The following is a 25,604-nucleotide window of genomic DNA, read 5'->3' on the forward strand; positions in this document are numbered from 1 at the left end:
GCACGAAATTACTTCGCTGTCGTCGCTATCGCCGCAACTCTGCTCTGGCTAAGATAACTGTCCACGCGACCTAGAGCTCGGCCTCGGGACGTCCTGCTTGCGGTCTGCCGCGCGTGGTTGCGCCCGCCGATCTGGCGGCCGCCGGGCTCCTGGCCGCAAGCCTTGTGCTTCACAGTCAGCGGCGCGGTAAGCGAGTCACGTGCGCTTTGGGGTAACAGGGCAAGTCGAGCAGGGTTTGCGAAAAGGATTCGGCTGCTTGAACTCTATCCCGGAGCGGACACATTGCTGTGCCGCCTCAGATGGATCGTTGGGCTATTGCTCAACTGATGAGCATATGATCCTATTGTGGGATGGAACCGAGCCTCCTGCAGCCTGATCTGGTCATCTTCGACTGCGACGGCGTCCTCGTGGACAGCGAGATATTGAGCTGTCAGTGCCTGTCAGAGGTCCTTGGCGAATTCGGCATCGAGCTCAGCAGGGACGATGCCCTCGAACTGTTTCTTGGCCGCAGCACGACGGCGATCTTGCAGCACTACCAGGGGGACCAACGCCTCGTTCCCGAGAACTTTCTGGTCGCGTTGAAGGCGCGGGTGCTGCAACGGTTCAGGCATTCGCTGCGACCTGTCCTTGGAGTGGGGTCATTGATCTCCAGCCTGCAAATGCCGTTTTGTGTTGCATCGTCCAGCGATCTCGACCGGGTATCGCTTTCGCTGGCATTGACCGGTCTGGCGCCGCATTTCGGCGACAGGGTGTACACGGCGCAGATGGTGGCGCGCGGCAAGCCGGCCCCCGACCTTTTTCTCTATGCAGCTACGCAGATGCGCGCCGCGCCGCAGCACACGCTTGTCATCGAAGACAGTGTCAGCGGCGTGACCGCAGCAAAGGCCGCCGGCATGACCGTATGGGGCTTTATCGGTGGCAGTCACTACCAGTCTGGCGATCGGCATAGCAAGCTGCGCGATGCCGGCGCAGATCGTGTCTTTGACCGGATGGCGGACTTCTGGGACGAAAGATAGCGGGCTTTCATGGCAGCACTGGAGAACGAGAAATCCCGTCTTGACGACGCCGCGCGCGCCGGCTGGCTCTATTTCATCGCCGGCCATACGCAGGATGAGATCGCCAAGATGCTGCAGGTCTCGCGCGCGTCCGCGCAGCGTCTGGTATCGCTTTGCCTCGCAGAACGCCTGATCACCTTCCGCCTCGAACATCCTATTGCCGCATGCATGGAACTGGCGTCGAAGCTCAAGGATCGCTTCGATCTCGTTCACTGCGAGGTGGTGCCGTCGGACCCGGCATCGCCGCATTCCACTGCCGGCATCGCGGAACGTTGCGCCAACCTGCTGGACTCAACCCTGCGCCTGGAAACCCCGGTCATTGTCGCATTGGGCACCGGGCGCGCGGTGCGCGCTGCAGTGGAGCGAGTCACGCCGATCGAGCGGCCGAATCACCAGATTGTCTCGCTGGTCGGAAACATCTCGGCCGACGGCTCGGCGAGCTTCTTCGATACGGTGGGACGCCTTGCCGATCGCACCGGTGCCCGCCACTATCCGATGCCTCTGCCATTCCTGATGTCGACGGAAGACGAGCGCAACCGCATGAACCGGATCGAGCCAATCGCCAAGATCCAGGCGATTGCCGCGAGAGCCGACCTGCGTCTCATCGGCATCGGTCAGATGGACCAGAAGGCCCAGGTGCATGTTGACGGCTTCGTCAGCCGCGAAGAGCTGTTCGAGATGATGCGGCTTGGCGCCATCGGCGAAGTCACGGGTTGGGCCTATGACGCCAAGGGCCGGCTCATCAAGGGGGGCACGAACAAGCGGTTGACCAGTATCCCCCCGCAAGTGCCGGCGCGGACCACTACGATCGCCGCGGCGATCGGGCAGGCCAAGGTTCCGGCGATTAGCGCCGCGCTGATTGGGCGCCTCGTCAACGGTCTCATCACCGACGAAGCAACGGCCCGGGCTATCCTCGATCGATAGCGCAGGCACGATCGTCGTGCCTTCCTGAACAAGGCGGATTTTCTCTCCGGCGCTGCGGGCAGCCGGATCGCGTGCGTCAGCTTGACAAGCTGAAACGTTGATGTGAACATACGCCCAACGCGTGGGCATATGCTCAAACGCGATGATGGGAGGTTACCGTGAAAAACGTCCATGTCGCCCTTCTGGGCGCGGCTGCGCTCTTGCTCTCAACTCCCTCACTCGCCCAGACCGCCCTGACGATTGCCACCGTCAACAACGGCGACATGATCCGCATGCAGGGATTGACGAGCGACTTCACCAGCAAAAATCCGGACATCACGGTCAAATGGGTGACGCTCGAGGAGAACGTGCTGCGCCAGCGCGTCACCACCGATATCGCGACCAAGGGCGGCCAGTTCGACGTCCTGACCATCGGCACCTATGAGGTGCCGATCTGGGCCAAGAAGAACTGGCTGGTGCCGCTCGACAAGCTCGGCGCCGACTACGACGTCGCCGATCTCTTGCCGAGGATCAAGGACGCGGTGTCCGTCTCCGGCAAGCTTTATGCGGCGCCGTTCTATGGCGAAAGCTCGATGACCATGTATCGCACCGACCTGTTCCAGAAGGCCGGGCTTACCATGCCCGAAAATCCGAGCTGGGATTTTGTGATCAGTGCGGCCAAGAAGCTGACCGATAAGGAGGCCGGCGTTTACGGCATCTGCCTGCGTGGCAAGGCCGGCTGGGGTGAGAACATGGCGTTTCTCACCGCCATGGCCAATTCCTACGGTGCACGCTGGTTCGACGAGAAGTGGGTGCCGCAGTTCGACAAGCCCGAATGGAAGAAGACACTGGCAACCTATGTCGATCTGATGAAGGAGGCGGGGCCTCCCGGCGCCAGTTCGAACGGCTTCAACGAAAACCTGGCGCTGTTCAATGCCGGCAAATGCGCGATGTGGATCGATGCAACGGTTGCGGCGTCGTTTGTGACCGATCCAAAGGACTCCACGGTCGCCGACAAGGTCGGTTTTGCGCTCGCGCCGAACGCCGGGCTTGGCAAGAACGCGAACTGGCTGTGGGCCTGGAACCTCGCGATTCCCGCCGGCTCCAAGAAGGTCGAGGCCGCAGAAAAGTTCATCGCCTGGGCGACCGGCAAGGACTACGCAAAACTGGTTGCGTCGAAGGAGGGCTGGGCCAACGTGCCGCCGGGTACGCGAACGTCGCTGTACCAGAACCCTGACTACCTGAAAGTCGCGCCGTTCGCCAAATTGACGCTGGCGTCGATCGATGCCGCCGATCCGAACAAGCCGACGGTGCAACCGGCGCCTTACGTTGGCGTGCAGTATGCGGCGATCCCGGAATTCCAGGGTATCGGCACCTCGGTCGGCCAGCAGTTCTCCGCGGCGCTGTCGGGCTCGACCAGCGTGGACGCGGCGTTGTCGGCGGCGCAGGCGTCGACGGAGCGGGAAATGAAGCGCGCCGGCTACATCAAATAGGTGGCTCCCTTGGCTCAGACTCCCGAGCTAAGCCCCTCGCAGCCATCCGGCAGCTTGCACCGGATGGCTGCGCCGGCTTTGCAGTCGACGGAAATGGGAACCGGGACCCGACAAACGCAACTGCTCGCACGGATGCTGCTGACGCCAGCGGTCGCGCTGCTGTTCATCTGGATGATCGTCCCCTTGGCGCTGACGATCTATTTCTCGCTGCTGCATTACAATCTGCTCGACTCCGAATCCGCTCAGTTCGTCGGCTTTGAGAATTTTCGCTATTTCCTGACCGATCCGGCTTTCCTCGCTTCGCTGCAGAACACACTGGTTCTGGTCGGGTCCGTGCTTGGACTGACCATCCTGCTTGGAATTCCGCTCGCGCTGTTGCTCGACCAGCCGGTCATCGGCCGCAACATCGTGCGGCTGATGGTGATCGCGCCATTCTTCGTGATGCCGACGGTCAGCGCCCTGATCTGGAAGAACCTTCTGATGCATCCGGTTTCTGGCCTGTTCGCCTGGATCGCAAAGTTGTTCGGCGCGCCACCGATCGACTGGTTCAACGACGTGCCGCTATTCGCAATCATCCTGATCGTCTCCTGGCAATGGCTGCCGTTTGCAACGCTGATCCTTCTGACAGCGCTGCAATCTCTCGATGAGGAGCAGAAGGAGGCGGCTGAGATGGACGGCGCCGGCGCGCTGTCGACCTTCATCTACATCACGCTGCCGCATCTGGCCCGACCGATCACTGTCGTGATCCTGATCGAGACGATTTTCCTTCTGACCGTGTTCGCCGAGATCTTCGTCACCACCGGCGGAGGGCCGGGATTGCAGACCACCAACATCGCCTTCCTGATCTATTCGCAGGCGCTGATCCAGTATGATGTCGGCGGTGCCTCCGCGGGCGGGTTGGTGGCAGTGGTAATCGCCAACATCGTGGCTTTCTTCCTGGTCAGGATCGTCGGCCGGAATTTGGAGGCCTAACGCATGGCGCGGATGGCAACAAGCAGGCATGTGGCGGTCTCGACCCTTGCGGCGTGGCTGGTCGGCTTCCTGATCTTCTTCCCGATCCTGTGGATGGTGTTGGCGAGCTTCAAGACCGAACTCGACGCCTTCGCCATACCGCCAAAATTCCTGTTCTTTCACTGGACCACGGAAAATTATGCCGCCGTGCAGGAGCGCAGCGACTATGTCCATCATGCGCTCAACTCCATCATTGTGGCAGGCGGCTCGACGCTGATCGCGCTGCTGATTGCGATTCCCGCCGCGTGGTCGATGGCGTTCTCGCCGACCAAGCGCACCAAGGATGTGCTGCTCTGGATGCTGTCGACAAAGATGATGCCGCCCGTCGGCGTGCTGGTGCCGATCTACCTGATCTACCGCGATTTCGGCTTGCTCGATACTTTGACTGGTCTCGTCTTCATCCTCTGCCTCGGCAATCTGCCGATCGTGATCTGGATGCTGTTTACCTATTTCAAGGAAATCCCGAAGGACATCCTCGAAGCCGCACGCATGGACGGAGCAACGATCAGCCGCGAACTCGTCTATGTGCTGACGCCGATGGCCGTACCGGGGCTCGCATCAACATTGCTCTTGAATTTAATCCTCGCCTGGAACGAGGCGTTCTGGACGTTGAACCTCTCGACGCTGCAGGCCGCGCCGCTGACCGTGTTCATCGCGTCCTATTCGAGTCCCGAGGGGCTGTTCTGGGCCAAGCTCTCGGCCGCTTCCACGCTTGCGATCGCGCCGATCCTGGTGCTCGGCTGGTTCAGCCAGCGCCAGCTCGTCCGCGGCCTGACTTTTGGCGCGGTCAAATAGAACGGAAAGGCTGAGCCATGGGTCAGATCACGCTTCAGAATGTCCAGAAATCGTTCGGGCCCGTTCACATCATCAAGGGCGCCGATCTGGATATCTCGGATGGTTCCTTTGTCGTTTTCGTCGGCCCCTCCGGCTGCGGCAAGACCACTCTTCTCCGCCTGATCGCCGGGCTCGAGGACGTCAGCGGCGGCAATATCCTGATCGACGGCAAAAACGTCGTTGACGTTCCGCCTGCCAAGCGCGGCTTGTCGATGGTTTTCCAATCCTATGCGCTCTATCCGCATATGAGCGTGCGCGGCAACATCGCCTTCGGCCTGAAGATGGCGGGTCTGCCGAAAGCCGAGATCAACCGGAAGGTGGAGGCCGCGGCAGCGACCCTTAATCTGACGCCGTATCTCGATAGAAAGCCGCGCGAATTGTCGGGCGGCCAGCGCCAGCGCGTCGCGATCGGGCGCGCCATCGTCCGTGAGCCGAAGGCGTTTCTGTTCGACGAACCGCTGTCCAACCTCGACGCCGCGCTGCGCGTGCAGATGCGCCTGGAGGTCACGCGGCTGCAGAAGCAGCTTGGCACGACGGCCATCTATGTCACGCACGACCAGGTGGAGGCGATGACAATGGCGGACAAGATTGTGGTGCTCAATGGCGGCAAGATCGAGCAATACGGGACGCCGCTCGAACTCTACGAAAAGCCGGCCAATCTGTTCGTCGCCGGCTTCATCGGCTCGCCGAAAATGAACTTCATCTCCGGCGAGGTCGCAGGCCGCCATGACGCGGCCACCATTGGCGTTCGCCCCGAGCACCTGAAAATCGCGCGCGACGGCGAGGGATGGCCGGGAAGCATCATGGTCGCCGAGCATCTCGGCAGCGACACCTTTCTCTATGTCGACGCTGGCGCAATCGGAACACTCACCGCGCGCCACGTCGGCGAGCTCGATTTGAGCGCCGGCGACCGTGTCCTGCTGTCGCCGGATCCCGGCCGCCTGCATCGGTTCGATGAACGCGGCAAATCGCTGCGGGCTTAACAGGAAGACCAAGATGTATCTGGAAAAATTCAAACTACCCGGCAAGACCGCAGTCGTAACCGGGGGCGGGCAGGGGATCGGCCTCGCCTGTGCCGAGGCGCTGGCCGAGGCCGGCGCGAGGGTTGTGATTGCCGATCGCGATGCGGCGGTAGCCGGCGAAGCGGGTGCCTATCTGAGCGGGAAAGGCTATCAGGCCGAGGTCGCGGTCGTGGACGTGACGGATTCACGGCGCGTTACCGAGATTGCCGACGAACTCGTCGCTCGCTACGGCCGGGTCGATGTCCTCGTCAACAATGCCGGCATCGCGCGCAGCGAGACTCCGGCCGAAACCGTGACCGACGAGCACTGGCTGAATGTCATCGACGTCAATCTCAACGGCACCTTCTGGTGCTGCCGCGCCTTCGGCAAGCACATGCTTCAGGCGCGGACGGGCAATATCGTCAATATCGGCTCGATGTCCGGTTTCATCGTCAATAAGCCGCAGGAGCAGTGCTACTACAACGCCTCCAAGGCTGCGGTGCACCATCTGACCAAATCGCTCGCAGCCGAATGGGGCGCGCGCGGCGTGCGCGTCAACGCGGTGGCGCCGACCTACATCGAGACGCCCCTGAACGCATTCGTGAAGGACAACCCCCGCATGTACGACGCCTGGATCGGCGGCACCCCGATGGCGCGGATGGGGCAGGTCGAGGAGATCGCCTCGGTGGTCCTGTTCCTGTCATCGGAAGCGGCCAGCCTCATGACGGGAAGCATCGTTCTTGTCGATGGTGGCTATACTTGCTGGTAAGCTTGCGTCAAAACTGACGGGAGCGAACATGCGGCAAGCCTTCATCGGCATCGACGTCGGAACCTCCAGCACGCGCGCGGGCATCTTCGACGAAAACGGAGTCCTGCTCGCAACTGCAAAACACCCGATCGCGGTCTGGCACGAGGCAGGCGACATTGTCGAGCAGTCGTCGTCAGATATCTGGGCGGCCAGCGTCTCGGCCGTCCGCAGCGCGATGGCGGAAGCTGCGATATCGCCGGAGCTCGTGAAGGGCATTGGCTTCGACGCGACCTGCTCGCTGGTCGTGCTCGATCGGCATGGCGGACCGCTGACGGTGAGTACATCCGGCGACAAGCAGCGCAATGTCATCGTCTGGATGGATCATCGCGCGATCGAGGAAGCGCGGCTGATCAACGATACGCAGGATGAGGTGCTGCGCTATGTTGGCGGCTCCATCTCGCCCGAGATGGAGATGCCGAAGCTGCTCTGGCTGAAGCGGCACCTGCGCGACAGTTTTGATCGCGCCGGGCATTTCTTCGACCTGGCCGACTTCCTCTCGTGGCGCGCGACGGGGTCGCTCGCGCGCTCGACCTGCACGGTGACCTGCAAGTGGAACTACCTCGCGCATGAGGGGCGCTGGAGCGCGCCATATTTTCAGCGGGTGGGCTTGAAGGAATTCGTCGAGGACGAATATCGCAGGATCGGCACCGAGATCGTCGCTCCGGGAACGCCGCTGGGGCTGGGCCTGACGGAACAGGCGGCACGAGATTTCGGGCTGAGACCGGGGACGCCGGTCGGCGCCTCGCTGATCGATGCGCACGCCGGCGGGCTCGGCGCGATCGGCGGCCGGGACGCATCGCGTGCTGAAGTCGATGTCTGCGATCGCCTCGCCTACATCATGGGGACCTCCGCCTGTATCATGGCGACAACGGTCGATCCCTGTTTTGTCCCCGGCGTGTGGGGACCGTATTACTCGGGCATGGTGCCCGGCTTCTGGCTCAACGAAGGCGGACAATCGGCGGCGGGTGCTGCGATCGATTATTTGATCCGCTCCCATCCCGCCTACGCCGAGGCAAGCGACGCGGCAAGGCGGAACGGCGTGGAGATCATCCAGATCCTCGAGGAGCGGATCATGGCCCGTGCTGGGCAGGCGAGCAGGGCGGCGCTGCTGGCGCGCGACCTTCATGTGCTGCCGGAATTCCTCGGCAACCGCTCGCCTTATGCCGATCCCGATACGCGCGCCGTCATTGCCGGCCTCGATCTCGATACGGATATCTGCGCGATGGAACGTCTGTTCGTGGCGGGATTGTGCGGGCTTGCCTATGGCCTCGCCGACGTCATCGATGCCTTCAGGGCGCAGGGGGTCAACAGCAAGCTGATCGTCATGGGCGGCGGCGCAGGAAGGAGCCCGCTGGTGCGGCAGATCATGGCCGATACGACCGGCCTCACGGTGGCGCTGCCGCAAACGGCGGAGCCGGTCCTGCTCGGCGCGGCCATGCTCGGCGCCGTCGCTGCCGGCGCCTATGCCTCGCTCGGCGAGACCATGGCCGCGATGTCGGCGCTCGGTCGCCTGACTGAGCCGGCCGCGCCGGGCATGGAAGAATTCCACCGCCGAAAGCGCGAGGTCTACAGGTTGTTGCGCGAGCTTGATCGCGGAAGCCGTGAGGCGATGCGCGGTTTTGAGATCATCTCGAAAGGTCGCGAACGATGCTGCTGAGCTGTGGCGATGCGCTGATCGATTTTGTGCCGGTTACGACCGCAGACGGTCACGAAGCGGTACGACCGGCGGTCGGCGGGTCTTGCCTCAACGTCGCGGTCGGACTGGCGCGGCTTGGTGCGCCGACCGGCTTTGTCGGTGGCGTCTCGACCGACCTGTTCGGCCGCATGATCGCCGACCACGCCGCCGCATCCGGCGTCGACCTTCGCTATGCCACCCGCAGCGATCGCCAGACCACGCTTGCTTTCGTCCGAATGGTCGCAGGCGAGTCGCAATATGCGTTTTATGACGCGGAGACGGCCACCCGGGAATGGACCTATTCGCACGGCAAAATTCCGTTCGAGACGATCGAGGCCGTCCACATCGGCTCAACGACGCTGGTCAACGAGAGGGGAGCCGCGGAAACCGCCGCGATGGTCGCCGATGCCAAATCATCGGCGACGATTTCGTTCGACCCGAACTGCAGGCCCAATCTGGTCAAGGACAAGACAGCCTATCTCGCGCGCATGGACGAGTTTGTCGACAGCGCGGACATCGTTCGCATGTCGGACGTTGACTTCGACTATCTCTACGGGAAAGAGGCTTACGCGGCGAAGGCGGAAGAGTTCCTGGCTGGAGGCGGCAGCCTGTTTGTCGTCACGCGCGGAACGAAGGGAGCCCAGGCCTGGCATTCGGCGGCCGGTGCCATCGAAGTCGGGTCACCCGCGATCACCGTCGTGGACACGATCGGCGCAGGCGACAGCTTTCAGGCCGCGCTGCTGTTTGCGCTGCATAAGCAGGGCAGACTCGGCAGGAGCGGACTGAGGGACACCAACGCGAACGAGCTTCGCTCCGCGCTATCATTTGCCTGCAGTTGCGCTGCGCTGACCTGCACGCGGGTTGGGGCAGATCCGCCCCGCAGCAACGAAGTTGCTTGGACGTATTAGAGGCGTTGGGCGCCTTTAGGTGCAAGGCGGCTTAGGCGACTGCAACAAACATCGCGACGCTCGAAAGATACGCGCGGCCAATAATCGACGTTACGCCACCGGTGAGCCAACCCTCATGGTTTTGTTAAATCGTTTCATTGACAGGGCGTCCATAACGGCACATAGTCTCTAACCAAGTGCTGAAAGAACAATCAGAGGGAAAGGGACGCCGACGCTCGGGCTGAGTGCAGACTTCGCTCAAGCGGCTAGGCTGGAATAATTACAAAGCAAAATCAATATATTGCTTGAATGTTGCGTCCGTCCTCTGGTGGGGTGACGCGACAGCGCGAAGCTAAGTGTCGCGCGCCTCGCAACGCGCGCTGGCAGAAAAACAAGCAAAATAAATGAAACGATCCATAACGGGAGGGAGGAAATGAAGATAACGCGTCGTGACTTGCTGTTGGCCGGCGCCGCAATCAGCGCTTCGAGTGTCGTGTCCGGGCCGTCCGCGCTCGCCGCCGGACCCGAGCTCAAACTCGGCGTCATCGGCGTGCTTTCCGGGCCGGCTGCGCAGTGGGGGCTCGCCCTCAAGGGCGCGGCGGAGTTCGCCGCTGCAGAGGCCAATCGCGACGGCCTGGTCAAGATCGACGGCGCGCCCTGTCAAGTCAGTGTCGTTGCGATCGATAGCAAATACACCGCAGAGGGCGCTGCCGCGGCAGGAAATACGCTCGCGGGGCAGGGCGTGAAATTCATCATCGGTCCCATCGGTTCACCCGAACTCACCGGGCTGAAGCCCATCGCCAAACGCAATTCGATGCTGGTGATGGGCAATGGCTACGCCAAGGATGCGCTGGGTCCGCAATGGCCGTTGGTGTTCCATGTCGGCCCTGGTCCGTCGGGATGGGCCGATCCGATCATCAAGATCGCCAAGCAGAAATTCGGCATCAAGAGCGTTGTCCTCGTTGCTCCGAACGACCAGGGGGGCACGGATATCGCAAGCGTCGATGCGGACGCCTACAAGAAGAACGGTATCGCTGCGACTGAGGAGTACTACCAGCGCGGCACCACCAATTTTGCGCCGATCGTGACGCGCATCATGAACGCAAAACCGGAGGCCGTGGATCTCGCGTCCTCGCCGCCCGGCGACGCCGGCATCATGGTCAAGCAATTGCGCCAAGCCGGGTTCGAAGGACCGATCGGGCGCCTCGGTGGCCCAGGCTATGGCGAGATCTCGCGGGTTGCCGGCGGCGACGCCGTGCTGAAGGACTTCTATTGGTACGAGCCGGTTCTGGTCGACGAGAAGGTCCAACTGATCGCCGACGAATACAAGAAGCTGTTCGGCACCGAGCGGCCTGAGAACAATTTGTTTTTCCAGTGGGTGTCCGGCACTCGCATGGTCTTAAAGGCGATCGCGAAAGCGGGCACGATCACCGACACCGAAAAGGTGGCTCAGGCTCTCCGTGCATTGCCCGTGGACGATCCAAATGTCGGTTCAGGACATTGGATCGGCAAGGAATTCTTCGGCATCAACCAGGAGCTATCGTTCCCCTTCGGCGTGGGATTGGTCACTGACGGAAAATTGCAGCCGATCGTTCCGGTCGAAGCGGCCACGGGCAAGTAGCGGAGTTCCTGTGGAAGGCATCGTCGCCACCGGCCTCATCGGCATCAGCCTGGGCGCGCAGTATGCGCTGCTCGCCCTCGGCTTCACCCTGATCTTCGGCATTCTCGGCGTGGTCAATTTCGCCCATGGCGGATTCTACGTGCTCGGAGGCTATCTCGCTTATTCGGCGGTGACCTATCTTGGTCTGCCCTATGCGCTGGCAGTGATCGCCGCCGCGCTCGGCACGACGGCGCTGGGTTATCTCTTCGAGCGTTTCGTCCTCGATCACGTGATCGACGATCACTTGGCGACACTGATGCTGACGCTCGGTCTCTATTTGATGATGTCGAGCGGCCTTCTGGTGATCTTTGGACCGCAGTCGCCTGCATTCAGCTTTCCCCTGACGGGCGTCCTGCGCGGGCACGGCTTTTACGTCCCGAGCGAGAATCTCGTGGTCCTTGTCGTCTGCCTGGTGGGTATCCTGTCGATCTATGCCCTGATTTACTACACCGACTTCGGCCGCGCCCTGCGCGCGCTCGCTGACGACCGTGCGGTCGCCACGGCGCAGGGATTACGTCCAAAGCTTCTGTTTCCGACAGCGTTTGCGCTGGCCACCGGGCTTGCGGGTCTCACTGGCGCGCTGGTCACGCCGATCCTGTCGCTTGCACCGCATGTCGGCGATCCCGTGCTGGCGACATCCTTCCTCATTGTCATTCTTGGTGGTCTCGGAAGCATTGGCGGCGCAACCGTTGCGGCCTTTCTCGTCGGCATGGTGGAAGCGTTCTCGGCGGTCTATCTGGGCGGATCGAAAGGCGCTCTCGCATTGTTCGTGCTCGTCCTGATCATGTTGGTGGTCAGGCCGTCCGGCCTGTTCGGCCATCGCGTGCGTGGAGCCTGAGCCATGGCAAGCATTGATCTTGGCGCCGTGCGCAGGGGCTCCATTGCCGAGACGGCAAGCGTTGTCATCATCGCCGCTGCCTTCGTCATCCCCTGGATCAGCCAGAACCCCGCAGTCTACTCGCTGGCCAATCAGATCCTGATTGGGGTCACCGCTGCGCTCAGCGTCTACATCATGCTGCGCATGAACCTGATGACCTTTGCAGTGCCCACGTTCATGGCGATCGGAGGCTATACCGCGGCGATCCTCGGTCTCCGCCATGGCGTCACGGATGTTCTGCTGCTCGGCATCGCCAGTTTCGTGGTGCCGGCGGTGTTTGCTTTGCCGCTGGGTGCGCTGGTGCTCCGTCTCACCGGCGTCTACTTCGTGCTGGTCACCTTCGTCCTCACCGAGATCACACAGCTCGTGCTGTTCGAGATGCCGGGCTGGACTGGAGGCGCCAACGGTCTGGTCGGCATGCCCGCCGTGACCTTCTTCGGGATCGAACTCGGCGATAATCGTGCGGTGCTCCTGGTCACGACCGGCCTGGCGCTCGCCGGCGCGCTGATCACGGCCGCGGTCACTCGCCGCTTGCGTCAGCATTTTGCGGCGATCGAAGAGAACGAGTTGCTGGCGCAATCTCTCGGGCTCGTGGTCTGGCACTACAAGGCATTCGGCTTTGCGATCGCGGGCGGTGTCTCCGGGCTCGCCGGCTTTGCGTTGGTCAACATGCTGCTCACCGCGCATCCGACCTCGTTCAGTCCACTCTCATCGGTGAACTACATCGCCTACACGATCATCGGTGGCAAGAGTACCATGCTCGGGCCGCTCGTCGGCGGAGCCTTGCTGATCTGGGCGGGAGAAATCTTTGCATTGCGGGGTGAATTTTCCCAGCTCCTGTTCGGATTCCTCATCGTGGTCGTGGTGCTGGCAGCGCGAGAGGGCATCGTTGGCACCGTGTCTCGGTTTCTCCTGTTCTTAAGTTCGCGCGTTCTCCGCCGATCCACCATCAACCCTGGCTCCGGCGCCCTGGGGGCCCCGGCCGCCACGGAGTCGCAGCCATGACGAGGAGCAGAGAGCCGCTTCCCAGAGAAGCGGCACGAACCGAGAGCAGTTTCGGCGAAGGGTTCGTAATGCCCCCGGGCGATGTCCTTGGTGTCATGGGACCGCGGCTCGACCGACGCGAATCTGTCGTCGGCATCGCGAACTCATCGATGCGTCTCGAGGTCACCAGCATCTGCAAGCGTTTCGGCGGACTGCACGTCTTCAACGACGTGAGCTTCTCGATCTCGCCCGGAGAGGTGCTCGGCGTGATCGGCCCCAACGGTGCCGGCAAGACCACCTTGATCAACGTGATCTGCGGCATGCTTCCGCCAACCAGCGGCCGCGTCCTGCTCGGCGGCCGCGACATGACGGGAAAGCCGCTCCATGCCGTGAGCCGCGCGGGGATCGTGCGCAGCTTTCAGCAGACCAATACGTTCCGCACGGCCACGGTGCGCGAGAATATCTCGCGCGCGGTGCGCTTCAGCGATGGCGGAGAGGACGCGTGGCAGGCCATCACGCCGCTGATCGATGAATTCGAGCTTGTCGCGCACCTCGACGAACAAAGCGACAAGCTGCCTTACGGTTTGCAGAAGATGCTCGGCCTCGTGCTCGCCTGCGCGGTGCGACCGAAAGTGCTGCTGCTGGATGAACCGGCCGCCGGCCTTGAACGGCGCGAGCGCCTGCGTATCGACGCCTTCGTTCGCCACGCCGTGACGGAATTGGGATGCGGCGTTCTGATCGTCGAGCACGACATGGAGCTCGTGCGCAGGCTCTGCCCGAAGATCCTGGTGCTGGATTCCGGCCGCGTGCTGGCCGAAGGCTCGCCAACCGACGTGCTGTCGCGCAAGGACGTCATCGACGCTTATCTCGGGACGACGGACGAGGCAGAAGCATGATGCTCGCGGTGCAAAATCTCGAAGTGCGCTATGGCGGCATCACGGCCCTGCGGGGGGTCTCGATCGAAGTTGCGGAGGGCGAAACAGTCCTGCTGGTGGGTGCCAACGGAGCAGGCAAATCAAGCCTGATCAATGCCGTCATCGGTCTTGCCGGCGCTGCGCGCGGCACGGTGCGTTTTGCAGGCCGGGATATCAACGCGCTCGCATGCGATGGCAGGGCGCGGGCCGGCATGGGTTATTCGCCGGAAGGCCGCCGCGTATTTCCGACCATGTCGGTCGCCGACAACGTTCTGAGCGGTGCCTGCGGGCGAGGCCGTGCCGCACAACGCGAAGCCTGGGACTGGCTCTGCGGTCTCTTTCCGATGCTGCGGGAACGCGCGGCCCAGCCGGCGGGACAGTTGTCCGGCGGTCAGCAGCAGATCGTGGCTCTGGCCCGGGCGATGAGTTCGTTTCCCAAGCTGCTGCTGCTGGATGAGCCTTTCCTCGGGCTTGCGCCGGTGTGGATCGCGCGGATCAGCGAGGCGATCCGCCACATGCAGGCGCGTGGCACCACGATCCTCATGACCGAGCAAATGGCCCGGCCGGCGCTCAAGCTTGCCACCCGCGGCTATGTGATGCGCGGCGGCGAGATCAGGCGAAGTGGCTCGGTGGCCGAAATACGCGATGTCGCGTTGGCCGAGGAGTATCTGTGATGGATTCGATCAACGCAACCGCGCGTCTCGGCGCCTTTGTTGCCGCAGCGGCTGAGACCGAACTCCCGCGCGAAGTTGCCGTGAAGGCCGCGATCTGCCTGCTCGATTCGCTTGGGCTTGCATTGGCGTCACGGGACGAACCGACGGCCATGGCGGCGCGCGCGATGACGACGGATGTCGCACCTAGCTCGCGAAGTGCGAGGATCTGGGCCAGCGGCAAACACGTACCACTGTCCGAAGCGGTGCTTGCCAATGGCATTGCCGTCCATGCGCATTTCCAGGACGATACCGACCACGATTCATGGACCCATCCCGGATCGTTGATCTCGCCGGTCGTAGTGTGCTTGGGCGAGGCGCGCGACGCGCCGTTGCGGGTCGTCCTCAATGCGCTCACGGCCGGATATGCCACGCTGAAATGGCTCGGCGCCGGCGAGAGCGTTGCGCGCGGTCTGATCGGGCGAGGCGTGCGCACAAGTCCAACATTCGGCACTATAGCCGCGGCCGCGGCCGGTGCCGCGGCGCTTGCTCTCGATCCGCTGAAGGCTACGAGCGCGGTCGCGATTGCGGCTTCCACGACAGGAGGTACGCTTGAGCCAGTGCGCTGCGGATCCGACGAATGGCGTGTGCAGAATGGGCGCGCCGCTCACGGCGGGTTCATCGCCGCTGAGCTCGCCGCGCGCGGCGTGCAGGGTGCACCCGATGCGCTGGAAGGGCCGAAGGGTTTTCTGCGCTCACTTGGTGGCCTCGACCGCACGCCCGAGACCTGGCTGAAAAATCCCGATCCCGCGACGATGATCGGCGTCATGGCCAAACCGTTCGCCACGCTCGGCGATAACATGTCCGCTGTGATTGCAGCCAGCCTGCTCAACCGCGACGGCGTCGACCTTGCGCGCACCAGGCGGATCACGGTGACGATCTGGCGTCCCTACACCGAGTATCCCGGAACATCGTTCAAGGGACCATTTACGAGCATCGTTCAGACGCAGGCCAGCACCGCCTTCGCGGTCGCCGCCATGCTCCGCTATGGCCGGCTCGACTACGAGATGGGCGCCGAACACCAGCGGGATCCGGAGATCCTGGCACTGGTCGAGAAGACGACAGTGCTGCCTGACGATGTCGGGACACATCTTGATGCAACCGTCGAGGTCGAGACGGATGACGGCGGCCGCTATCGCCGCATCGCGCGCGAAGCGCCCAGGACATTGATCTTCCAGGACGAGGCGCGCGCCACCGGAGTATTCGAAGCCCGGATGGCGCGATTGGGATTCCCATCCGGCGCCGCAAGCCGGCTGGCCGCGGAGGTCTTCGCCTCTGCGCGCAATGGCGGAGCGATGCCGATCCGCGCGCTGCTCGATCGTGTCACCTCGTTTCAGGGAGAAAACAGATGAAACTCGGATTGGAAGGCAAGACAGCCATCGTCACCGGCGGCAGCAAGGGTATCGGACTAGAGACGTGCCGGCTGCTGGCCGAAGAGGGCGTCAAGGTGCTCATCTGCGCACGGCGCGGGGATGCGCTCGCCGAGGCGCGCGCCGACATTGAGAAGACCACGGGCGCGAAGGTCGAGACCTTGTCGCTCGACGTGACTGATTTGAAGCAGATCGAGCAACTGCCGATGGTCGCCCGCGACCGTCTCGGTCGCATCGATATCCTCGTCAACAATGCCGGCACCGGCACCTACAAGCCCTTCCTCGAAGTGACCGACGAGGAATTGCAGTACGGCATGGCGATCAACTTCTTCGCCCAGTTTCGCATCTGCCAGCGCATCATTCCCGTCATGATCCAGCAGAAAGGCGGCAGCATCGTCAACGTCTCGGGCGAGACCGGCATCATGGTGACGATGCCGCCTTTCCTGTCGTCCTGTACCGGGCCGGCCAAATCGGCTGAGATCAGGTTCTCCAAGATTCTGGCCAATGAATTCGGGCCGCACAATATCCGCATCAACTGCGTGGTTCCGGGCTTCGTCAACACGCCGGAACGGTTCGCGAAATGGGAACGCGAGCTCGCCAAGCGCAATCTCAGCGCCGAGGAAGGGGAGGCCGAACGGCGGCGCTGGTCGGAGAACAATTCGATGCGCAACACGCGCTGGGGCACGCCACAAGAGCTCGCCAATCTGATCGTGTTCGCGCTGTCGGACCGGGCGAGCTTCGTCAACGGCGCGGTGCTCGTGGCGGACAACGCGATGGACAAGTCCTGACGCGTGGGGCGGAAAGCTTGGACGGAATGATGATGGCGAAACGGGGATGCTGCATCCCATCGAGGAGAACGTAATGGCCGAGATCGACAAGCCGCTGAAAGGCATCACCGTCGTGGAGCTCGGTCACAGCGTGGCCGCGCCTTACGCCGGGCTGATCCTGGCCGATCTCGGCGCGCGCGTGATCAAAGTCGAGAACCCGAAGAGCGGCGACTATGCGCGCGGCTGGGGGCCTCCGTTCTGGAACGAGACCGCCAGCGCCTTCCATTGCCTCAACCGCGGCAAGGAGGACGTCACGATCGACTTCAGCGATGCGCGTGAATGCCGCGAGTTGAAGTCACTCATTCTGTCGCAGGCCGACGCCGTGATCCAGAATCTGCGGCCCGGCATTCTCAGCAAGTTCGGGCTCACGGCCGAGGCGTTGCGTGCCGAGAAGCCTGCGCTGATCTGGTGTGACATTGGGGCGTTCGGCAGCAAGGGGCCGCTCGCGAGCAAGCCGGGTTACGATCCGCTCGCGCAGGCCAGCACGGGGATCATGAGTGTCACGGGCGAGGGCGGTCGGCCACCGGTGCGGGTCGGCGTTTCCCTGATCGACATGGGCTCGGGCATGTGGGCCGTGATCGGCTTGCTCGCCTCGCTGGTTGCGCGCAAGAGCGGCGCCGAAGGACGGATCGTCTCGACGTCGCTGTACGAGACCGGCCTTGCCTGGATGACCGTGCCGCTCGCCGGTTACGCGGCATCCGGCGAAGTGCGCAAGCCCTACGGCTCGGGCACGGCGGAGATCGTGCCCTATCAGGCTTTCGAGGCATCCGATGGCTGGCTGATGATTGCCGCCGGCAATGACAATCTGTTCCGCAAACTGTGCGGCGCATTGCGGCTCGATGCGCTTGCGTCCGATCCGGCCTTCGCCACCAATGCAGCGCGCGTCGTCAACCGCGAGCGGCTGTTGCCGCAGATTGGAGCCGCGGTTCAGCGATATTCGGGTGAGGCGCTCGGCAAGCTGCTTGATGAGGCCGGGGTGCCCAATGCGCCGCTGCTTGGCATTGATGAAGTCGCCAAGCATCCGCAGACCCGCGCGCTCGACATGACGGTGCGTTGCGATGACGACGATATCGACCTGGTCGGCATTCCCCTCGCGTTCAACGGGGCCCGCCCTCGGGCGCGCACGCCGGCTCCGACACTCGGTCAGCACAACGCTATCCTTCGGACATCCGCCAGCAGGGAGACCCCCAATGCGAAGTGATTTCGAAACCATCACGTTGGAACGGCGGGACAATCACATCCTGCTGGTTACCTTGAACCGGCCCGACGCCGCCAATGCCATGGACACCCAGATGGGCCTCGACCTGATGGAGCTGTTCGAAGGGCTGACCGTCGATCTCGAAGGACTCCGCGTTGCGGTTCTGACCGGCAGCGGCGCGAAGGCGTTTTGCGCCGGCGGTGATCTCAAGCAGCGTAACGGCATGACGGATGATGCATGGCAGGCCCAGCATCTCGTGTTCGAGCGCATGCTGCGCGCGATCCTGGCTTGCCCGATTCCGGTCATTGCAGCGGTGAACGGCGCCGCATATGGCGGGGGTTGCGAGATCGCGGCGGCGGCCGATTTCGTCTACGCCGCCACCAACGCACGCTTTGCGCTGACGGAGGTGACGCTCGGCATCATGCCCGGGGCGGGCGGGACGCAGAACCTGCCGCGCGCTGTCGGCGAACGTCGCGCCAAGGAAGTCATCCTCTCCGGCCTGCCGTTCTCGGCCGAGGAGGCGGAGCGCTGGGGACTGGTCAATCGCGTGCTGCCGCCCGACGAATTGCTGACGGCAACGCTGACCATCGCCGAGCGGATCGCCGGCAATGGTCCGATATCGGTGCGCCAGGCCAAGCAGGCGATCCACCGCGGCCTGCAGATGTCGCTTGCGGACGGTCTTGCTTTCGAAATCGAGGCCTACAACCGGCTGGTTCCGACGTCGGACCGTCGCGAAGGCGTTCTCGCATTCAACGAGCGTCGCAAGCCGAACTTTCAGGGCAAGTAATGGAGGCGCGGGATGCGTGAGAGAGCTCATGTTCGCGAGGTTGGGCCGAGGGATGGATTGCAGCTCGTGAAGGCGATCCTGCCAAGTGCGCGCAAGCTTGCCTGGTGTCGAGGTATGGTCGAGGCGGGCATCAACGACATCGAGGTGACGTCCTTCGTGCCGCCAAAGGTGATCCCTCAGTTTGCCGATGCGGAGGAGGTGGCGCGCGGCGCGACCGCGATCACCGGCTGCCGGCCTTCGGTGCTGGTGCCGAACCTGCGCGGTGCGGAGCGCGCATTGGCGCTGGATCTGGCGCAGGTCAACTATGTGCTGTCGGCGAGCGAGGAGCACAACCTCGCCAATGTCCGTCGCAGCACCGAAGAGTCGCTGCAAGATTTCGCGCGCATCGTCGCAGCGCGTGATCAACACGCCGGCGCGCGGATTGCGCTCGGCGCCGGGATTGCCACGGCCTTCGGTTGCACCATTTCCGGATCGGTGTCGGAGGCGCGGGTCGTCGAGATCGCGGTGCGGCTTGCCGAAACGGGAGCCGATGAGATCATCGTCGCCGACACCGTCGGCTACGGTGATCCGGGCCAGGTCCGCCGGTTGATGAAGGCGGTGATCGCCGCTATCGGCCGCGTTCCGGTTGCCTGTCATTTCCACGATACCCGGGGCCTCGGCCTCGCCAACGTCACCGCCGCGCTCGAAGCCGGCGTTCGTGCCTTCGATGCGTCGCTCGCGGGACTTGGCGGCTGTCCCTTCGCACCCGGAGCGACCGGCAACATCGATACCGAAGACACCGTGTTCCTACTGGAGCAACTCGGCTTCGATACCGGCGCCGATGTCGAAGCGCTGATTGCATTGCGCGGGGAAGTCGAAAGCTGGCTGCCGGGCGAGCGGTTCTCTGGCGCCATCGCTCGCGCTGGATTGCCGAAGACCTATCGCACGCCTGCCAGGGTTGCCGGCTGAAAGGATACTGCATGAACTATCACGACACTTCCCATCAGCCTGAGGCCGAAGTCACCGTTGTCGTGGGCGAGGATTTTCCGGAGCTGCGCAGCACGGTTCGAAAAATCTGCGAAAGATTCCCCGGCGAATACTGGCGCGCGCTCGATGAGCGCAGCGGCTATCCGGCCGAATTCGTCGCCGCTCTGACCGAGGCCGGCTTTCTCGGCGCCCTCATTCCGGAGGAATACGGCGGCTCGGGCCTGCCGCTGCGCGCGGCTGCTGTGATCCTCGAAGAGATCAATGCCAATGGCTGCACGGCGAGCCCAGCGCATGCGCAGATGTACATCATGGGCACGCTGTTGCGTCACGGCAGCGAGAAGCAAAAGCGCAGCTATCTTCCGGATATTGCCGCCGGAAAGTTGCGGCTGCAGGCCTTTGGCGTGACCGAGCCCAACACCGGCTCCGACACCACCCAGCTCAAGACACGGGCGGAGCGCCAGGGCGACGTCTACGTCATCAATGGCCAGAAGATCTGGACCTCGCGCGCGCTCTATTCCGACCTCATGCTGCTGCTTGCACGCACCACGCCGCTCGATCAGGCGAAGCGTCGTACCGAGGGACTTTCGGTGTTCCTCGTTGATTTGCGTGAGGCCAAGGGCAATGGCGTCGAGATCCGCCCGATCAAGGCGATGATCAACCACAACACCACCGAAGTCTTTATCGAGAACCTACGGGTTCCGGCCGAGAATTTGATCGGCGAGGAGGGGCAGGGCTTTCGCTACATCCTCGACGGCATGAATGCCGAGCGCATCCTGGTTGCTTCCGAATGCGTCGGCGATGGACGCTGGCTGCTCAACAAGGGTGTCGCCTACGCCAATCAGCGCAGCGTGTTCGGCCGTCCGATCGGACAGAACCAGGGTGTTCAGTTTCCGCTGGCGCGGGCCTACGCCGAGCTTGAGGCGGCCGACATGATGTGCCGCCGCGCCGCGGCGCTCTTCCAGGCCGGGCGCCCCTGCGGTGCCGATGCCAATATCGCCAAGCTGCTTGCCTCCGAAGCGACGTGGAAGGCGGCCGATACGACGTTCCAGACCCATGGCGGCTTCGCCTTTGCGCAGGAATACGACGTCGAGCGCAAGTGGCGCGAGGTCAGACTTTACCAGACGGCCCCGATCTCGACCAACATGGTGCTCGCCTATGTGGCGCAGCACGTGCTCGGTCTTCCCCGATCCTATTGAGGAGGCGACCATGCTTGATATCACACGCGAGACAGCAAATTTCGTCGCGGGCCTGAGGCCGGCAGACTTGCCCGATCGGTGCAAGGAGGCCGCTCGTACCGGCATCATCGATTGTGTCGGCGTTATGATTGCAGGCGCAGCCGAGCAACCGGTGCGCATCGTCTCGGCCATGCTCTCACCGTCCACACAGAACGACGGTGCGCCTGAACTTCCCTCGGGCCGCAACCTCGCGGCGTCAGATGCCGCGCTCGTCAACGGTGTCGCGGCGCACGTGCTCGACTATGACGACGTGGCGCTTGCTGGTCATCCGAGCGCGGTGCTCGTTCCAGCCATACTTGGCGAAGGCTGGTCGCTTGATTCGAGTGGTGCCGATGCGGTCGCCGCCTATGTCGCGGGCTATGAGCTATGGGCGCAGCTCGCAGATCTCGAACCAGGACACCTGCACGAGCGTGGTTTCCATCCGACAGCGGTGATGGGGGCGCTCGCAACCGCAGCAGCATGCGCCCGCTTGCGTGGGCTCGGTCCCGAGAAAACGGCGCACGCCGTCGCCATCGCCGCCTCGCTGGCCTCAGGTCTTGTCGCCAATTTCGGCACGATGACGAAATCGCTGCACGCTGGCCGCACCGCGCAATCGGGCGTGCTCGCTGCACGGCTGGCGGACCAGGGATTCACCGCTTCGCTGGATGTGCTGGAACACCGAACCGGGTTCCTGCGCGCCCATTCTCCGTCCGGTACCCCAAGGATCGAGGACGGCACGCTCGACATCGGCAGGAACTGGCGCCTGGCCGAGCTTGGAATCAATGTGAAGCGCTATCCGACCTGCTATGCCACGCATCGCTCGATCGACGCGATGCTCGGCCTCGTCGACCTGCACAAGCTGAACCCATCCGAAGTCAGCGAGGTTCGGGTTCATACCGGCGTCACGCAAAAGCTGATGTTGCGCAACAGCAACCCGCAGACGGGGCTCGAAGCAAAGTTCAGCATGGAATTCGCGATGGCCGCCGCACTCATCGCGCGCCGGGTCGGTCTTGCCGAGTTGACCGATGAATTCGTTACACGGCCGGATGTCGGTGCCACCTTCGCAAAGGTGCGCTGCACGACGACCGATGAGATTATGCCCGGCGACCAGCCTTTTGCGCCGTCGGACCAGGTGAGCGTTGTGCTCACTTCAGGCGAGGTGTTGGAACACACGCCGGTCGTGCATGCCAAGGGCAGTTGGCAGATGCCGCTCACGCGCGAGGAGCTGAGGGAAAAGTTCCTGGATTGTACGACGCGCGTGTTCAGCCGCGCCCACGCGAGCGACTTGTTCGAGCAGCTCTGGCGCCTGGAAGAGATCGGCTCGTTGCGCTCGCTGCGCCTGACAAGCGACCGGACCGACGCATGACAAGAGCAGGATACGGCGGAGGCTCGAAGCCTCGCATCTGGCACCAGTCGGTCAACGAACTCGACCATTTGGCGGTTTACAAGCGCGCGCTGGAGGCGCACGCGGCCGACATCCTCGGTGACGATGCCGAGCTTGTCGTGCATGGCCTTCCCTCGGGGAGCTATCGTGGAGCGTCGGCCACGGCGGTGCTCGGCAATGCCTATGCCTATCACCGCATTCTCGGCCAAGTGATCGATAATGCGATCATGGCGGAGCGGGAGGGCTATGCGGCCTTCGTGATCGGTTCCTTCAGCGAGCCGTTCTTGCGTGAGATCCGTTCCGCCGTCGACATTCCTGTCGCCTCGCTCACGGAGAGCGGCCTTCTCGTCGGTTGCTCGCTCGGACGCTACGTGGCGCTGGTGTCAAATGCGCCGGCCGTGCAATGGATGACGAAGGTTGCGGTCGACAAGCATGGGCTTGCCGCACGTGTGCTCGATGTCGTCGCTCTTGATCCGCCGCTTGATGAGCCGGCGCTGGCCGCCGCTTATGCCGACCCTGCGCCTGTGATCGGCAATTTTGCTGCCGCAGCCGAACGCCTGGTCGCGCGCGGCGCCGATGTGATCATTCCGGCCGAAGGCGTGCTTGCCGAGCTTCTCGTTCGTCATGGCCTGCGCGAGATCGCTGGCGCACCGGTGATTGACGTGTTCGCGGTCACCTGGGCTTACGCGCTCATGGAAGTTCGACTTTGGTCGAAGGCCGGGCTTCGCGTCGGCCGAAGCTGGCATCACAGACGCGACGATCCTGCCGTGATCGCGCGACTTTGGGAGGAGAGTGTCCGATGAGCAGGTTTCCCGAGACGCAAGTCGCTGGCGTCTACCACCGCAGACTGGGAGACGTACTAGTCACGGGCTTAAGTGACGGTTACGTCGACATGGGGTACTCGATCTTCCGCAACATTCCGGAGCAGGAGACCAAGGCCATTCTCGCCCGCGATCACCGGATCTCGCCGCCGCGCATTTCAGTGAATGCTTTCGCGTTGCGGGTGAACGGCCGGACCTACCTGATCGATTGCGGCTCCGCCGATCTGATGGGACCGACCTGCGGTCGCCTGCCTGACAATCTCGCGGCTGCGGGCATCGAGCCGGCCTCCGTCGATGGCGTGCTGCTCACCCATGTTCATCCCGACCATTCCAACGGCCTGACCGATGCGGCGACTGGCACGAGACTGTTCCCCAATGCCGAGGTCATCGTGCATGAAAACGAGATCAATCACTGGTTCAACGACGAGGCGATGGCGAAAGCAGCGGAGCGTCCCCGCCGCCGCTATTTTGAGGCCGGCCGGACTCAGCTCAAGCCTTATATGGCTGCCGATCGCGTCCGCACTTTCCGCAATGGCGAGGTGCTGCCGGGCGTCACCGCAATTCCGATCCCCGGTCATACGCCCGGCCACACCGCTTACGTCGTCTCCTCCGGCGGCCGGTCGATGGTTGTGTGGGGCGACACCGTGCATGTGCCCGAAATCCAGGTGGCGCTTCCGCACGTCACCATGGAGTTCGACACCGACCCCGACTCCGCGGCCAGGGCGCGCCAGATGATTTTCGACATGGTGGTGACTGACGACATGCTGATCGGCGGAATGCATTTGCATTTTCCCGGCTTTGGCCATATGCGACGCGAGGGCGGACAATATACTTTGGCCGCGGAGCAGTGGGCCTTCGAGATCTGATCGGTGCGTCCGATGGTTGAGGCCGCGGAATTCACTTCAGCGCCGCATGCGCTAAAATGGGTTCCGACCTCAGGTGGACACGATGACAAATCGGCAGATGGTGGGCCGCGGAAGTAAGCTGACGATCCGCGATGTCGCGACCGCGGCCGGCGTTTCGACGGGCACTGTTTCGCGTGTCCTGAATGCCAATGCCACGGTTCGTCCCGATGTCCGCCGAAAGGTCCAGCGCGCGATCGACGAACTCGGCTATGCGCCGAATGCGGTGGCGCGCAGCATGCGGATACGCTCGACGCACACGATCGGCTGCATCCTGCGTGAGATCAATATCCCGCAGCTCGCCGGCTTCGTGAAGGCCGCGCACGACGTGCTCGACGACGAGGGGTTCTCCTTGGTGATCTCCAACTCGGAAGGCCGGGAGGAGCGCGAGCGCGAACTGCTCAGCCGCCTGTCAAGCCGACAGGCCGACGGCGTCATGATGGGCCCTTACACGCCGATCGAAGGCGAGTTTGAAGCATTCCTGCGCGGGCTCGATATCCCCATCGTGCTGATCGATCGTGCCCAACAGCCGTGGGCCGACGCGGTCATGGCGGATCACGCAGGCGGCATGCGTGCCGCTGTCGGTCATTTACTCGATCTGGGCCATCGCCGCGTGGCACTGATTACAGGTGAGCGCGGGCTGTATCCGGCAAGTGAACGCATCCGCGGTTATCAGGAGGCTTATGCGGCGCGCGGCCTGCAACCAGATCTGTCTCTGATCCAGGCAGGCAGTTTCTTGCCCGGTGCAGGATTCCGTATCACCTCGGCGCTGCTCGGCCAACGCAATCCGCCGACCGCGGTGATCTCCGGCGGCATCGACATGCTCTCGGGCGTGCTGCGCGCGGTGCGGGGAAGGGGCTTAAGGATTCCCGAGGATGTCTCCGTCATCGCGTCCGGCCATTCCGAACTCGCGGAGCTCGTCACGCCGCCGATTGCCGTCATCGGATGGGATCAAGGAGAAATCGGCCGGATTGCCGCCGGCATGCTTCTCGATCGAATCCGGAACCGCGACGTGCAGGAGGCCCATCAAGTGCTGGTGCCAAGCGAATTCATCCCCCGCGCATCGGTCGGTCCGCCGAGACGGGCGCCGTAGTGTCCTGAACCAGAAGTTCAAGGCATTTTGGCCTTGGCTGGCACATTGTAAGCGCAGAAGCGTTCGTCCTCCTCAAACAATAAGGACAGTCCGCCGTCTTCGAGTTGATTTGGAGGCCGTTGAACTTCAGATTCGGGACACGATAGCCCAGCCGTACGGCCGACCGAGCTTCATCGGCGGCGATCAAGTCACTGGGCTGGTGGCCTAACTCTTGCTTCTGACAGGTGACA

Annotated in this window: 24 protein-coding genes; all 24 read left to right on the forward strand. The window is 63.1% G+C overall.

What is annotated here, in order from left to right; all coding sequences use genetic code 11:
- Window positions 1-350: 350 nt before the first annotated feature.
- The 24 genes from AC5ZG5_RS23785 to AC5ZG5_RS23900 all read left to right on the forward strand — a co-directional run bounded on the left by AC5ZG5_RS23785 (window position 351) and on the right by AC5ZG5_RS23900 (window position 25,374).
- On the forward strand, window positions 351-1,016 hold the full coding sequence (locus AC5ZG5_RS23785) for an HAD family hydrolase (RefSeq protein WP_456642189.1): 666 nt from the start codon (window positions 351-353) through the stop codon (window positions 1,014-1,016).
- A gap of 9 nt (window positions 1,017-1,025) precedes the next feature.
- A complete protein-coding gene (locus AC5ZG5_RS23790; protein WP_028162254.1) occupies window positions 1,026-1,979 on the forward strand; it encodes a sugar-binding transcriptional regulator in 954 nt (317 codons plus the stop codon).
- A 200-nt stretch (window positions 1,980-2,179) separates the two neighbouring features.
- Window positions 2,180-3,451, forward strand: coding sequence for an ABC transporter substrate-binding protein (locus AC5ZG5_RS23795; protein WP_456642200.1), 1,272 nt, complete (start codon window positions 2,180-2,182; stop codon window positions 3,449-3,451).
- Window positions 3,452-3,544: 93 nt separating this feature from the next.
- On the forward strand, window positions 3,545-4,423 hold the full coding sequence (locus AC5ZG5_RS23800) for a carbohydrate ABC transporter permease (protein WP_456642188.1): 879 nt from the start codon (window positions 3,545-3,547) through the stop codon (window positions 4,421-4,423).
- Between the two features lie 3 nt (window positions 4,424-4,426).
- Window positions 4,427-5,257, forward strand: a complete 831-nt coding sequence (locus AC5ZG5_RS23805; RefSeq protein ID WP_456642187.1) for a carbohydrate ABC transporter permease — start codon at window positions 4,427-4,429, stop codon at window positions 5,255-5,257.
- 17 nt (window positions 5,258-5,274) lie between these two features.
- Window positions 5,275-6,279 (forward strand): ABC transporter ATP-binding protein, encoded by a 1,005-nt coding sequence (locus AC5ZG5_RS23810; protein ID WP_456642186.1) that lies wholly within the window; start codon window positions 5,275-5,277, stop codon window positions 6,277-6,279.
- 13 nt (window positions 6,280-6,292) lie between these two features.
- Window positions 6,293-7,066 carry an SDR family NAD(P)-dependent oxidoreductase gene (locus AC5ZG5_RS23815; protein WP_456642185.1) on the forward strand — a complete coding sequence of 258 codons (774 nt, stop codon included), beginning with the start codon at window positions 6,293-6,295 and terminating at the stop codon, window positions 7,064-7,066.
- Window positions 7,067-7,094: 28 nt separating this feature from the next.
- Entirely contained in the window at window positions 7,095-8,762 is a 1,668-nt protein-coding gene (locus tag AC5ZG5_RS23820) for an FGGY-family carbohydrate kinase (RefSeq protein WP_456642184.1), read from the forward strand.
- The gene (locus AC5ZG5_RS23825; protein ID WP_456642183.1) at window positions 8,753-9,688 is read left to right on the forward strand and encodes a carbohydrate kinase family protein; all 936 of its coding nucleotides are present in this window, start codon (window positions 8,753-8,755) and stop codon (window positions 9,686-9,688) included. The genes AC5ZG5_RS23820 and AC5ZG5_RS23825 overlap by 10 nt, the downstream gene beginning before the upstream one ends.
- Window positions 9,689-10,100: 412 nt before the next feature.
- The gene (locus AC5ZG5_RS23830; RefSeq protein ID WP_456642182.1) at window positions 10,101-11,288 is read left to right on the forward strand and encodes an ABC transporter substrate-binding protein; all 1,188 of its coding nucleotides are present in this window, start codon (window positions 10,101-10,103) and stop codon (window positions 11,286-11,288) included.
- Between the two features lie 10 nt (window positions 11,289-11,298).
- Window positions 11,299-12,165 (forward strand): branched-chain amino acid ABC transporter permease, encoded by an 867-nt coding sequence (locus tag AC5ZG5_RS23835; RefSeq protein WP_456642181.1) that lies wholly within the window; start codon window positions 11,299-11,301, stop codon window positions 12,163-12,165.
- 3 nt (window positions 12,166-12,168) lie between these two features.
- Window positions 12,169-13,209, forward strand: coding sequence for a branched-chain amino acid ABC transporter permease (locus tag AC5ZG5_RS23840; RefSeq protein ID WP_456642180.1), 1,041 nt, complete (start codon window positions 12,169-12,171; stop codon window positions 13,207-13,209).
- Window positions 13,206-14,084, forward strand: coding sequence for an ABC transporter ATP-binding protein (locus tag AC5ZG5_RS23845; protein ID WP_456642179.1), 879 nt, complete (start codon window positions 13,206-13,208; stop codon window positions 14,082-14,084). The genes AC5ZG5_RS23840 and AC5ZG5_RS23845 overlap by 4 nt, the downstream gene beginning before the upstream one ends.
- On the forward strand, window positions 14,081-14,776 hold the full coding sequence (locus AC5ZG5_RS23850; RefSeq protein ID WP_456642178.1) for an ABC transporter ATP-binding protein: 696 nt from the start codon (window positions 14,081-14,083) through the stop codon (window positions 14,774-14,776). Before AC5ZG5_RS23845 ends, AC5ZG5_RS23850 begins: the two co-directional genes overlap by 4 nt.
- Window positions 14,776-16,164 carry an MmgE/PrpD family protein gene (locus tag AC5ZG5_RS23855; protein ID WP_456642177.1) on the forward strand — a complete coding sequence of 463 codons (1,389 nt, stop codon included), beginning with the start codon at window positions 14,776-14,778 and terminating at the stop codon, window positions 16,162-16,164. The genes AC5ZG5_RS23850 and AC5ZG5_RS23855 overlap by 1 nt, the downstream gene beginning before the upstream one ends.
- The gene (locus AC5ZG5_RS23860) at window positions 16,161-16,970 is read left to right on the forward strand and encodes an SDR family NAD(P)-dependent oxidoreductase (RefSeq protein ID WP_456642176.1); all 810 of its coding nucleotides are present in this window, start codon (window positions 16,161-16,163) and stop codon (window positions 16,968-16,970) included. Before AC5ZG5_RS23855 ends, AC5ZG5_RS23860 begins: the two co-directional genes overlap by 4 nt.
- 73 nt (window positions 16,971-17,043) lie before the next feature.
- Window positions 17,044-18,210: a CaiB/BaiF CoA transferase family protein gene (locus AC5ZG5_RS23865; protein WP_456642175.1), complete on the forward strand. Its 1,167-nt coding sequence runs from the start codon at window positions 17,044-17,046 to the stop codon at window positions 18,208-18,210.
- Window positions 18,200-18,994: an enoyl-CoA hydratase/isomerase family protein gene (locus tag AC5ZG5_RS23870; protein WP_456642174.1), complete on the forward strand. Its 795-nt coding sequence runs from the start codon at window positions 18,200-18,202 to the stop codon at window positions 18,992-18,994. Before AC5ZG5_RS23865 ends, AC5ZG5_RS23870 begins: the two co-directional genes overlap by 11 nt.
- A 12-nt stretch (window positions 18,995-19,006) precedes the next feature.
- Window positions 19,007-19,942 (forward strand): hydroxymethylglutaryl-CoA lyase, encoded by a 936-nt coding sequence (locus AC5ZG5_RS23875; protein WP_130224062.1) that lies wholly within the window; start codon window positions 19,007-19,009, stop codon window positions 19,940-19,942.
- Between the two features lie 11 nt (window positions 19,943-19,953).
- Window positions 19,954-21,156 (forward strand): acyl-CoA dehydrogenase family protein, encoded by a 1,203-nt coding sequence (locus AC5ZG5_RS23880; protein ID WP_456642173.1) that lies wholly within the window; start codon window positions 19,954-19,956, stop codon window positions 21,154-21,156.
- Between the two features lie 10 nt (window positions 21,157-21,166).
- On the forward strand, window positions 21,167-22,540 hold the full coding sequence (locus AC5ZG5_RS23885) for an MmgE/PrpD family protein (protein WP_456642172.1): 1,374 nt from the start codon (window positions 21,167-21,169) through the stop codon (window positions 22,538-22,540).
- The gene (locus AC5ZG5_RS23890; RefSeq protein WP_456642171.1) at window positions 22,537-23,361 is read left to right on the forward strand and encodes an aspartate/glutamate racemase family protein; all 825 of its coding nucleotides are present in this window, start codon (window positions 22,537-22,539) and stop codon (window positions 23,359-23,361) included. The genes AC5ZG5_RS23885 and AC5ZG5_RS23890 overlap by 4 nt, the downstream gene beginning before the upstream one ends.
- On the forward strand, window positions 23,358-24,245 hold the full coding sequence (locus tag AC5ZG5_RS23895) for an MBL fold metallo-hydrolase (protein WP_130224070.1): 888 nt from the start codon (window positions 23,358-23,360) through the stop codon (window positions 24,243-24,245). Before AC5ZG5_RS23890 ends, AC5ZG5_RS23895 begins: the two co-directional genes overlap by 4 nt.
- Before the next feature lie 82 nt (window positions 24,246-24,327).
- A complete protein-coding gene (locus AC5ZG5_RS23900) occupies window positions 24,328-25,374 on the forward strand; it encodes a LacI family DNA-binding transcriptional regulator (protein ID WP_456642170.1) in 1,047 nt (348 codons plus the stop codon).
- Window positions 25,375-25,604 lie beyond the last annotated feature (230 nt).

The organism is Bradyrhizobium sp. Ses1 (assembly GCF_059512365.1).